General features: G+C 44.1%; 13 protein-coding genes, 1 tRNA gene and 1 pseudogene. All 15 read left to right on the forward strand.

The features are described from left to right. Positions 1–40: 40 nt before the first annotated feature. The 15 genes and pseudogenes from D8791_RS06055 to tehB all read left to right on the forward strand — a co-directional run bounded on the left by D8791_RS06055 (position 41) and on the right by tehB (position 11,387). The gene (locus D8791_RS06055) at positions 41–610 is read left to right on the forward strand and encodes a GNAT family N-acetyltransferase (RefSeq protein WP_125446686.1); all 570 of its coding nucleotides are present in this window, start codon (positions 41–43) and stop codon (positions 608–610) included. A gap of 49 nt (positions 611–659) precedes the next feature. Then, positions 660–732, forward strand: a tRNA-Thr gene (locus D8791_RS06060). A gap of 138 nt (positions 733–870) precedes the next feature. Continuing rightward, a complete protein-coding gene (ybeY, locus tag D8791_RS06065; RefSeq protein WP_015605451.1) occupies positions 871–1,368 on the forward strand; it encodes an rRNA maturation RNase YbeY in 498 nt (165 codons plus the stop codon). Further along, positions 1,349–1,753, forward strand: coding sequence for a diacylglycerol kinase family protein (locus D8791_RS06070; protein ID WP_005590730.1), 405 nt, complete (start codon positions 1,349–1,351; stop codon positions 1,751–1,753). The genes ybeY and D8791_RS06070 overlap by 20 nt, the downstream gene beginning before the upstream one ends. 15 nt (positions 1,754–1,768) lie before the next feature. Next, positions 1,769–2,668 carry a GTPase Era gene (gene era, locus D8791_RS06075; RefSeq protein WP_061422545.1) on the forward strand — a complete coding sequence of 300 codons (900 nt, stop codon included), beginning with the start codon at positions 1,769–1,771 and terminating at the stop codon, positions 2,666–2,668. A 56-nt stretch (positions 2,669–2,724) separates the two neighbouring features. Beyond that, a pseudogene (locus D8791_RS06080) lies at positions 2,725–3,201 on the forward strand (NUDIX hydrolase). Positions 3,202–3,228: 27 nt separating this feature from the next. Continuing rightward, positions 3,229–4,053: a DNA-formamidopyrimidine glycosylase gene (gene mutM / locus D8791_RS06085; protein WP_125446688.1), complete on the forward strand. Its 825-nt coding sequence runs from the start codon at positions 3,229–3,231 to the stop codon at positions 4,051–4,053. 5 nt (positions 4,054–4,058) lie between these two features. Further along, the gene (gene coaE / locus D8791_RS06090; protein WP_125446690.1) at positions 4,059–4,655 is read left to right on the forward strand and encodes a dephospho-CoA kinase; all 597 of its coding nucleotides are present in this window, start codon (positions 4,059–4,061) and stop codon (positions 4,653–4,655) included. Between the two features lie 10 nt (positions 4,656–4,665). Beyond that, positions 4,666–5,862, forward strand: coding sequence for a multidrug efflux MFS transporter (locus tag D8791_RS06095; protein WP_376739343.1), 1,197 nt, complete (start codon positions 4,666–4,668; stop codon positions 5,860–5,862). Continuing rightward, positions 5,862–6,011, forward strand: a complete 150-nt coding sequence (rpmG, locus tag D8791_RS06100; RefSeq protein WP_005590723.1) for a 50S ribosomal protein L33 — start codon at positions 5,862–5,864, stop codon at positions 6,009–6,011. The genes D8791_RS06095 and rpmG overlap by 1 nt, the downstream gene beginning before the upstream one ends. A gap of 41 nt (positions 6,012–6,052) precedes the next feature. Beyond that, positions 6,053–6,286: a preprotein translocase subunit SecG gene (gene secG / locus D8791_RS06105; RefSeq protein ID WP_005590722.1), complete on the forward strand. Its 234-nt coding sequence runs from the start codon at positions 6,053–6,055 to the stop codon at positions 6,284–6,286. Between the two features lie 83 nt (positions 6,287–6,369). Then, on the forward strand, positions 6,370–8,724 hold the full coding sequence (gene rnr / locus D8791_RS06110) for a ribonuclease R (protein ID WP_125446692.1): 2,355 nt from the start codon (positions 6,370–6,372) through the stop codon (positions 8,722–8,724). Then, entirely contained in the window at positions 8,687–9,154 is a 468-nt protein-coding gene (gene smpB, locus D8791_RS06115; protein WP_125446694.1) for an SsrA-binding protein SmpB, read from the forward strand. The genes rnr and smpB overlap by 38 nt, the downstream gene beginning before the upstream one ends. Positions 9,155–9,195: 41 nt before the next feature. Continuing rightward, positions 9,196–10,227 (forward strand): hypothetical protein, encoded by a 1,032-nt coding sequence (locus tag D8791_RS06120; protein WP_223368015.1) that lies wholly within the window; start codon positions 9,196–9,198, stop codon positions 10,225–10,227. 296 nt (positions 10,228–10,523) lie between these two features. Continuing rightward, positions 10,524–11,387 carry an SAM-dependent methyltransferase TehB gene (gene tehB / locus D8791_RS06125; protein ID WP_125446696.1) on the forward strand — a complete coding sequence of 288 codons (864 nt, stop codon included), beginning with the start codon at positions 10,524–10,526 and terminating at the stop codon, positions 11,385–11,387. The last annotated feature ends 212 nt before the right edge of the window (positions 11,388–11,599 follow it).

The raw sequence follows: 11,599 nt of genomic DNA on the forward strand, positions 1-11,599 counted from the left end.
AGAATTATGCTATTCTGATAAGAAAAATCAGGAGGAAGAGATGGAAAATATTTATATTAAGCTAAGCCAGCATTCCAGAATTGAGACGGAACGATTAATCTTGCGTCCAGTGACTTTGGGTGACGCACCAGCCATGTTTGAATACGCTTCGGATGAGGAGAATGTTCGCTATACCTTTGCGACCAACAGAAATCTAGAAGAAACCCGCAATAATATTGCCTTGTTTTACTTGGCTAATCCTTTGGGGCGCTGGGGAATCGAGCTGAAGGAGACTGGCGACTTTATCGGAACGATTGACCTGCATAAGATTCGCTTGGATTTGAAAACGGCAGCTATCGGCTATGTGCTCCATAAAAAATACTGGAATCAGGGCTATACGACGGAGGCCAATCGGGCGGTGCTTGAGCTGGCTTTTGAGGAAATCGGCATGAACAAATTGGTGGCCTTGCATGATATTGATAATCCTGCCTCTGGCCGTGTCATGCAAAAGTCAGGTATGATCTTTTCCCACGAAGAGCCTTACGCATCACTAGACAAGCATGAGGAAGGGCGCATAGTGACGCGGCTGCATTACTATCTGACTAGGGAGCAATATTTTGCAAAAAAATGAGAAAGAATATTGACAAGTACCTATCTACATGATATAGTAGATAGGTAATGCTGATTTAGCTCAGTAGGCAGAGCGCATCCATGGTAAGGATGAGGTCGCCGGTTCGATCCCGGCAATTAGCACTAAATAGAAAGGTTGAGATATCCTCAGCCTTTTTTGGTTTTAAGTCAGGATTTCTCCTAGTTCAAAATATATGCTTGCGCCCTCATAGGCGTCCAAATATGGTATAATAAAAGTAATATTAGCAAGGCAGGTAAAATATGTATATCGAAATGGTGGATGAAACCGGTCAGGTTTCTCAAGAAATCATCAAGCAGACTCAGGAAATCTTGGAGTTTGCGGCTCAGAAAACAGGCAAAGAAAATAAGGAAATGGCTGTGACCTTTGTGACCAATGAGCGCAGCCATGAGCTCAACTTAGAATACCGAGATACAGACCGACCGACGGATGTCATCAGTCTGGAATACAAGCCAGAGCTGGATATTGCCTTTGACGAGGAAGATTTGGCGGACAATCCTGAGCTGGCTGAGATGCTGGAGGATTTTGATGCTTATATCGGCGAGCTCTTCATTTCGGTGGACAAGGCGCGGGAGCAGGCGGAAGAATATGGCCACAGCTTTGAACGGGAGATGGGCTTTTTGGCGGTGCATGGTTTTCTGCATATCAACGGCTATGATCATTATACGCCGGAAGAAGAAGCAGAAATGTTTGGCTTACAGGAAGAAATTTTGACAGCTTATGGACTTACAAGACAATAAAAATAACAAGCGCAAGTGGAAAAATCGAGATGTCATATCGAGTTTGGAGTTTGCCCTGACGGGGATTTTCACAGCTTTTAAGGAAGAAAAGAATATGCGGAGCCATGTTCTTTCAGCTTTAGCTGCCATCATTGCAGGTTTGATCTTTCGGATTTCAGCGACTGAGTGGCTGTTCTTGCTGCTAAGTATTTTTTTGGTGATCGCTTTTGAAATCATGAATTCAGCTGTTGAAAATGTTGTGGATCTGGCTAGTGATTATCACTTTTCTATGCGGGCAAAGAATGCCAAGGATATGGCAGCTGGTGCAGTTTTGGTAGTTTCTGGTTTTGCAGTTATCACAGGTTTGATTATCTTTCTGCCAAAACTGTGGGATATTATTTTTTAGAGAAGGAATAGAAGAATGACTTTTAAATCAGGCTTTGTAGCCATTTTAGGCCGACCAAATGTCGGAAAATCAACTTTTTTGAATCATGTCATGGGGCAAAAAATTGCCATCATGAGTGACAAGGCTCAGACGACCCGCAATAAGATTATGGGGATTTACACGACGGATAAGGAGCAGATTGTCTTTATCGATACGCCGGGAATCCACAAGCCCAAGACGGCTCTGGGTGATTTCATGGTAGAAGCAGCATACAGCACCCTGCGTGAGGTAGATACGGTTCTCTTCATGGTACCGGCTGATGAGCCGCGTGGTAAGGGCGATGACATGATTATCGAACGCCTGAAAGCGGCTAAGGTACCAGTTATTTTGGTGGTCAATAAGATTGATAAAGTCCATCCCGATCAGCTTTTAGCGCAAATTGATGATTTCCGCCAGCAGATGGACTTCAAAGAAATCGTGCCAATTTCAGCCTTGCAAGGCAACAACGTTTCCCGCCTGATTGATATCCTTAGTGAAAATTTGGAGGAAGGTTTCCAATATTTCCCAGAAGATCAAATTACCGACCATCCAGAGCGCTTCTTGGTTTCAGAAATGATCCGCGAGAAGGTTCTACATTTGACTCGTGAAGAGATTCCCCACTCAGTCGCAGTGGTTGTTGATAGCATGAAGCGAGACGAGGAGACGGACAAGGTCCATATCCGAGCGACGATCATGGTCGAGCGTGACAGCCAAAAAGGCATTATCATCGGTAAAGGTGGCTCCATGCTCAAGAAAATCGGTTCTATGGCTCGCCGCGATATCGAGCTCATGCTGGGGGACAAGGTCTTCCTCGAAACATGGGTCAAGGTCAAGAAAAACTGGCGGGACAAGAAGCTGGATTTGGCAGACTTTGGCTATAATGAGAAGGAATATTAAAAGAGCAAGAATTTTTCATTTCTGGTTATCGATTGAATCGTAGACAGGAAAATTGAATGAACAAAGACTATATTTCCTATATTCGCTCCAAGGTGGGGCATGATAAGGTTATCTTGAATTTTGCTGGTGGAATTTTGACAGACGAGGGTGGTCGTGTGCTTCTGCAGTTGCGAGGCGATAAGAAAACATGGGCGATTCCTGGAGGAGCTATGGAGCTCGGGGAGACTTCTCTGCAAGCAGCTGTGCGTGAATTTTACGAAGAGACAGGCATTGCTGTTGAAGCCAAGCGCTTGCTGAATGTCTACACTAATTTTGATGAATCTTATCCTAATGGTGACAAAGTTTAGACAGTTGTCTTTCTGTATGAATTGCAGGCGCTGGAGAATGTTAATATTTCCAATTTTCACAATGAGGAAACTTTGCGTTTAGGCTTTTTTTCTAAAGAAGAAATAGCAGAGCTGGAAAATGTATCGAATAAACACCGCCTGATGCTGGATGAGTATTTTTCGGACAGCTTTGCTATGGGGCTTTGATATTAGGAAGAATAAGAAAGGAGCTTTATGCCTGAATTACCTGAAGTGGAAACGGTTCGGCGTGGTCTGGAGCGTCTGGTTGTTGGTAAGACGATTAGGCAGGTGCAGGTCCGCTATGCCAAGATGATTGCTACGGGAGTGGATAGCTTTGTCCATGACTTGCCAGGTCAGACCATTGAAAAGATTGGCCGTCGGGGCAAGTATTTGCTCTTTTACCTGACGGATGGAGTGCTGGTTTCCCATCTGCGAATGGAAGGTAAGTATCTTTTTTATCCTGATGCGGTGCCTGAGCGCAAGCATGCTCATGTCTTTTTTGAGATGACGGATGGTGGGACGCTTGTTTATGAGGATGTTCGCAAGTTTGGGACCATGGAGCTGTTGGGAAAGGATCAGCTAGAAGCTTATTTTGCTGCCAGAAAGCTTGGTCCTGAGCCGACAGAAACGGACTTTCTTTTGCCACCTTTTGCTGCAGCTTTGAGTCGTTCCAAAAAGCCCATCAAACCCTATTTGCTAGAGCAGACCTTGGTTGTTGGACTAGGCAATATCTATGTAGATGAGGCCCTTTGGCGGACGCGGATTCATCCGATAAGGCCAGCAGCTAGTTTAAAGCCTGCAGAAGTCAAGCGGCTGCGTGAGCAGATTATTGAAGTTTTGCAGCTGGGGATTGAAAAGAGAGGATCGACCATTCGGACTTACCGCAATGCTTTGGGCGAAGATGGCACGATGCAGGATTTTCTGCAGGTCTATGGAAAGACTGGTCAACCTTGTGCTAGATGCGGCAGCCCGATTGAAAAAATTAAGCTGGGTGGACGCGGTACTCATCTCTGTCCTCATTGTCAGAAAGTGAGGTAGCTGTCATGGCAAGAATGATTGGTATCACTGGCGGCATTGCCTCAGGTAAGTCAACAGTGACAGAGTTTTTGAGGCAGCAGGGCTACCAAGTCATTGATGCGGATCAAGTGGTGCATGAGCTGCAGGAGCCAGGGGAACGGCTTTATCAAGCTCTTTTATCCGCTTTTGGCCCAGCTATCTTACGGGAAGATGGCCGCTTGGATCGGCCTAAGCTGGGAGCTATGATTTTTGGGAATCCCGAACTCTTGGCGCAGTCTAGCCAGCTTCAGAACGAGATTATTCGAGAGGAACTGGCTAGCAGACGAGATTTGCTCGCAGAGACGGAAGATATCTTTTTCATGGATCTTCCCTTGTTATTTGAGCTAGAATATGATAACTGGTTTGACCAAATCTGGCTGGTGGACGTGACGGAGGAAACTCAGCTCAGTCGCCTTATGAATCGAAATGCTCTCAGTCGGGAAGAAGCAGAAAAGCGCATAGCAGCTCAGCTATCTTTACAAGAAAAACGAAAGAGGGCAGACGTGCTGATTGATAATAATGGCTCGCTAGAGGAAGCACGACAGCAGATTCGCGATGCTTTGCAGAAATTAGAAAGAAGATGATTCTATCACGATACAAGTAAATTGGAAACATAATCTGAAAATCGCCTGGTTTGGGAACTTCCTGACAGGTGCCAGCATTTCTCTAGTCACTCCTTTTATGCCCCTATTTGTGGAGCAGCTAGGAGCGCGTGGTCATGAGGTGGAGTATTATGCTGGTCTTGGCATTGCTCTTTCGGCTGTTTCGGCAGCCTTTTTATCCCCTGTCTGGGGTAGTTTGGCTGATCGCTATGGCCGTAAACCTATGATGATTCGGGCAGCTACGGCTATGGTCTTTACCATGGGCGGCATTGCCTTTGTGCCTAATATTTTTTGGCTCTTGGTCTTACGCTTTCTCAACGGCGTTTTTGCGGGCTATGTGCCAAACAGCACAGCCTTGATTGCCAGTCAGGTTCCTAAGGAAAAGACTGGTTATGCGCTGGGAACTTTGGCAACAGGTGTTGTTGCGGGTAATCTTATGGGGCCCTTAATTGGTGGAGTGATTGCTGAAGTTTTTGGTATCCGCAATGTCTTTCTACTGATTGGCTTTTTCTTTCTGATTGCGACCCTGATGACGGCTGCTTTTATCCGAGAAGATTTTAGGCCAATCACCAAGGAAGAGGAGATTGGATTTGGAGAACTAATTCGTCAGATTAGATATCCCAAGCTCTTGCTAACTCTTTTTCTGACTAGCTTTGTTATCCAGTTTGCAGCCCAGTCTATTGGTCCGATTCTTTCCCTTTATATTCGGGAGTTAGGCCAAACGGACAATTTAATTTTTGTATCTGGCCTGATTGTTTCGAGTATGGGACTGTCTAGTATGCTGAGCTCAAGTATTTTAGGTCGGATGGGGGATCGGATGGGCAATCATCGTTTGCTCGTTTTAGCTCAGTTTTATTCCATTATCATTTACCTGCTCTGTGCTCATGCAGGCTCTTCGCTCCAACTCGGTTTTTACCGCTTCTTGTTTGGTTTAGGGACTGGAGCCTTGGTGCCGGGGGTCAATGCTCTATTGAGCAAAATCACGCCTAAGTTTGGGATTTCCCGAATCTTTAGCTACAACCAGATTTTCTTTTATCTGGGTGGTGTCATTGGTCCCATGTCAGGATCGGCTATTGCAGCGACAGCAGGCTATCATTCAGTCTTTTATGCTACAGCAGGCTTAGTGGGACTGAGTCTCCTTATCAACCTTTTTTGTTTTGGAAATTTATTGAAAAAGAAGGAAATCTAGTGCGCGTTAAAATTCATTTGAAATGCTCCAGTTGCGGCAGTCAGAATTATCTGACCAGTAAGAATAGTAAGACTCATCCTGATAAGATTGAGGTATTGAAGTACTGCCCCAAGGAAAGAAAAGTAACCTTACATCTTGAATCTAAGTAGATTTTATGGTAAAATAGAAAGGATCTTAAGGAGTTTTATTTATGTATAGCCTATTATTAACGATTTTAGTCATTTTATCAGGTTTTATTGTCATTGCTATTTTCATGCAACCAACTAAAAACCAATCTAGTAACGTGTTTGATTCGAGTGCCAACGACCTTTTTGAGCGGTCAAAAGCACGGGGATTTGAAGCTGTGATGCAGCGTCTGACAGGATTTTTGATCTTTGTCTGGTTGCTGATTGCCTTGATATTGGCAGTATTATCTAGTAAATAAAATGGGCTCTGACTTTGTCTTGGCCTTTTTTTAAAGTTTAAAAGGGGCAATAACAAGAGTCCCTCATAGTATAGAAAGAAAGTATGAAAGAAGAAATTATAGAATATTTTAAAAAAAAGCAGCAGGCTAGCGTGAATGAGCTGGCGGCTGCTTTGGGGAAAGAGTCTTCCAAGGACTTTAGTGCCTTGGTCAAGATGATCTCCCAAATGGAAAGAAAGCATCAGATTCGCTTTGATGATGAGGGGCGGATTGAGCTTTATGAGAAGAAAAAGCAGGAGCGTCTGACGCTCAAGGGTGTTTTTCATGCCCACAAAAATGGCTTTGGCTTTGTCACCTTGAATGAAGAAGAGGATGATCTTTTTATCAGCCGTAATGATGTCAATCATGCCATTGATGGCGATACGGTGGAAGTAGTCATTACCAAGGTGGCAGATCGTATCAAGGGAACGTCAGCTGAAGCTAAGATTATTGATATTTTGGAGCATAGCCTGACATCAGCTGTTGGCCAGTTGGTGTTGGATGAGGAAAAGCCCAAGTATGCCGGCTATATCCGCTCGAAAAATCAGAAAATCCGCCAGCCTATTTATGTTAAAAAACCAGCCATGGTTTTAGATGGCACAGAGGTACTCAAGGTCGCTATTGACAAATACCCAACCAAGAAACATGATTTCTTTGTGGCTAGCCTCCTTGATGTAGTTGGTCATGTTAATGATCCAGGTATTGATGTACTGGAAGTGCTGGAGTCCATGGATATTGTCTCCGAGTTTCCAGAAAAGGTCTTGGAAGAGGCTGAACGTGTTCCGGATGCACCTTCAGAGAGTGATTTGGAAGGGCGTTTGGACCTGCGCAATGAGATTACCTTCACCATTGATGGAGCGGATGCCAAGGACCTAGACGATGCTGTCCATATCAAGCGTCTGAAAAATGGCAACTTTGAGCTGGGCGTCCATATCGCAGATGTGTCCTACTATGTCAAAGAAGGCTCTGAGCTGGACAAGGAAGCCCTCAATCGGGCGACTTCAGTCTATGTGACCGACCGCGTGGTGCCTATGCTGCCAGAGCGCCTATCAAACGGTATCTGCTCCCTCAATCCAAATGTGGATCGGCTGACCCAGTCGGCTATTATGGAGATTGATGCCAAGGGGCGCGTGGTCAAGCATACCATCACCCAGTCTGTCATTAAAACGACCTTTCGCATGACTTATAGCGATGTCAACGACATCATCGCAGGAGATGATGAGGAAAAGGCTGAGCAGTTCAAGGACATTGTGCCTAGTATTGACAGTATGGTTCGTCTGCATGAGATTCTGGAAAGAATGCGCTTTAAACGCGGTGCGCTCAACTTTGATACCAACGAAGCTAAAATTATCGTCAACAAGGAAGGTAGGCCAGTGGACATTGTCCTGCGTCAGCGTGGGATTGCTGAGCGCATGATTGAGTCCTTTATGCTGGTGGCTAATGAGACGGTGGCTGAGCATTTTGCTAAGCTAAATCTGCCCTTCATCTATCGGATCCACGAGGAGCCTAAGGCTGAGAAGGTGCAGAAGTTTATCGATTACGCCTCTAGCTTTGGGATTCGGATATACGGGACGGCTAGTTCTATGAGTCAGCAGGCTTTGCAGGATATTATGGAAGCGGTCAAAGACCAGCCTTATGAGGATGTCCTATCCATGATGCTTCTGCGCTCCATGCAGCAGGCTCGCTACTCTGAGCACAATCACGGCCACTATGGTCTGGCAGCGGAGTTTTATACGCATTTCACCAGTCCGATTCGCCGCTATCCCGACCTTCTGGTTCACCGAATGGTGCGGGATTATAGCAAGTCTAAGGAAATAGCAGAGCATTTTGAGCAAGTAATTCCAGAGATTGCCAGTCAGTCTTCCAGCCGAGAGCGTCGAGCTATCGAGGCCGAGCGTGAAGTCGAAGCCATGAAGAAGGCTGAGTATATGGAAGAATTTGTTGGGGAAGAGTTTGACGGCGTGGTTTCAAGTGTGGTTAAGTTTGGACTCTTCGTCGAACTGCCTAATACGGTCGAGGGCTTGATTCATGTTACCAACTTGCCAGAGTTTTACAACTACAATGAGCGGACGATGACCCTGCAAGGAGAAAAGTCTGGCGTGGTCTTCAAGGTCGGTCAGCAGATTCGCATCAAGCTGGTCCGAGCGGATAAGGCTACAGGCGAGATTGACTTTGAGTACCTGCCTAGTGAATTTGACCTGGTAGAAAAGACCAGCAAGAGTAGCAGAGGCAAGTCAGGCAGAAAGAGACGTCGTGAGGATGACAAGCGCAGCCATTCTTCCAAAAAAGAAAAAGGCTACAGAGATAAGAAAGATAAGAAGTCCAAGAAAGGCAAAAGCCAGAAGGCATTTTACAAGGAAATAGTCAAGAAAGGAGCCAAGCATGGCAAAGGGAGAAGGAAAGGTCGTCGCGCAAAATAAAAAGGCCAGACACGACTACACCATCGTAGATACCATCGAGGCGGGCATGGTGCTGACAGGGACGGAAATCAAGAGCGTCCGCGCTTCCCGTATCAATCTCAAAGACGGCTTTGCTCAGATCAAGAATGGCGAAGCCTGGCTCAGCAATGTCCATATTGCCCCTTATGAAGAGGGCAATATCTGGAACCAAGAGCCTGAGCGTCGCAGAAAGCTGCTGCTGCATAAGAAGCAGATCCAAAAGCTGGAGCAGGAGACCAAGGGAACTGGCATGACGCTGGTGCCGCTCAAGGTCTATCTCAAGGATGGCTATGCCAAGCTCCTTCTGGGCCTAGCCAAAGGGAAGCATGACTATGATAAGCGCGAGTCCATCAAACGTCGCGAGCAAAACCGCGACATCGCAAGACAAATGAAGAACTTTAATACAAGATGAAAGACTGGGCGACCGGTCTTTTTTAACATTCAACTGTGACTTTGGATTTATGGTATAATGGGAGGGATGAGGAATGTTTTTCGCAAGCTATTTTCACATGGATTGAGAAGAATGAAATACGTTCTTCAGTAAATTACTTGAGGTTAAGGAATGAAAGTTATAAAATCAAAAAAAGTATCTTTTTCATAATTCTTCTTACGGCTTTATTTGGAGCTCTATTCCTTTATCACCAATCGCCAGTAGAAGAGGAGCGTTTTGCATCGGGAAATGCGGTATCTGTTGAAAAACTCAGTTTTGAGCAGTTGGAAGATGAAAAACTTGTATTTGTGACAACTAAGGATTCTGAAAAGAAATTTCAAGGATTAAGAGTTGGACAAAATAAATTTTATATACAAGATTGGAGGTTCGATTATAGTAAAGAAAATAGAGCTGATAGTCGTCAGAATGAAGGAGAGTATTATTTTATTAATGTGTATGATCTAAAGACGAAGAAGTTTAAGAAAAGACTGGATATTTTTGAAATTGTTCGACATTATGATGCTTCGTTGGGGGTTGATTTATCTGGCGATATTCTAAACATTCAAGGTCAGGATTATATTTACATTAGGTTAGTAAAAGAAAACAGCTCAACGAGGTTTAAAGAGATCCTCTTTAATGTAGATACAGAAGAGGTAATTGACTATTCGAAAGAGTTTATTAAACATAAGTTACAGTTTGATGAAGTATCAATTACAAGTGGCTTGGCGGCTTATCTCACTGACTCATACGGTATTGATTCACACTTTACTGATCTCGAACCTTCAATAAGAGAAGGAAAAGAAATACCTAGCAATCTAAATATTTCGCAACTTTACCCTGAGGTTGTTAAAAAAATGAATTCTTTTGAGGGAAAGATTTTTACTCGTCAAGGCAATATTAGCTCAGAGGAATGGTATAATACACTAATGCACTGGTTTGCTCCAGTAGGGCAAGATAAGCTTTCTCTTTCTATAACTGATAAGGAAACTAATGAAGTAACACCTATTAATTCTTATGAAGATTTTTTAAAGTGGAAAGACAAACACCCTGATTAGCATAATAGATTGGATGCTGAAATGTAGTGCTTTTATTAACAAGAAAGTTTGTTTGCGAATCGCGACATCGCAAGACAAATGAAGAACTTTAATACAAGATGAAAGACTGGGTGACCAGTCTTTTTTTAGTTTTATCTTAGTGATTCTCATCTACAGTAGCTATCTTAAATTGTTCGTTGTCGAATTTACCAAACAAAAAAGTTCTGAACAATTTGCCACTTGTCAAGTCTGCTCTTTTCGAGTATGATAAAGACAGTTAAAATTTTGAAGTTTGGCTTTCAGAGAAAGGATTATTTATGACAGAAGAATTGCTAGCTTATAAACGCATGCCGTTGTGGACGGCTGAGACAATGCCAGAAGCTGTAAAGAGAAAGCACAATACCAAAGAGGGAACTTGGGGCAAAATTACTGTTCTCAAGGGACGTCTTAAGTTTGTCGAGATGTCAGAGAAAGGTAAGGAGCTAGCTGAGCACATCTTTGAAGCTGGTCAGGACAATCCTTTTGCCCAACCCCAAGCATGGCACCGTGTTGAAGCCTTGACAGATGATTTGGAGTGGTACTTGGAGTTTTACTGTCGGCCTGAGGATTATTTCCCTAAGAAATACGGTAGCAATCCAGTGCACTCAGAGGTTTTGGAAGCTATGCAGACAGTCCAACCAGGGCGGGCGCTTGATTTAGGCTGTGGTCAAGGTCGTAATGCTCTCTTTCTGGCCAAGCATGGCTTTGACGTAACGGCTGTAGATCAGAATGAGCTGGCACTGGAGATCCTACGTAGCATTGTGGAGCAGGAAGATTTGGATCTGCCAGTGGGTAGCTACGATATCAACTCAGCTAGTCTGACCCAGACTTATGATTTGATCGTTTCCACGGTTGTCCTGATGTTCCTGCAGGCAGAGCGGATTCCAGATATTATCCGCAATATGCAAGAACATACAGCGCTTGGCGGCTACAATCTTATCGTCTGTGCTATGGACACAGAGGACTTCCCTTGCTCTGTTCCCTTCCCATTTACTTTTAAGGAAGGCGAGCTGGCTGAGTATTACAAGGACTGGGAGCTGGTTAAGTACAATGAAAATCCTGGGCACCTCCATCGCCGTGATGAAAACGGCAATCGAATTCAGCTGCGCTTTGCGACTATGCTGGCTAAAAAAGTGAGATAAATTTTTTTAAGCTCAAGTCGGCTCTGCCAAAATCTCTAGTGAATTGCTTATAAAGATTTTATAGCAGGATGTTTTCAGATAAGATAAAAAATAATAGCCTTTCCTCTAAATGAGATGGGGCTATTTTTTGTTTATCTGCTCTGATTTGAGAAAAAAGTAGAGGAAATATAGATTAGATAAAAAATATACACAATTTTATGTAAACGCTTGCA

Origin of the sequence: Streptococcus cristatus, assembly GCF_003943515.1 — a bacterium.
Taxonomy (GTDB): domain Bacteria; phylum Bacillota; class Bacilli; order Lactobacillales; family Streptococcaceae; genus Streptococcus; species Streptococcus cristatus_D.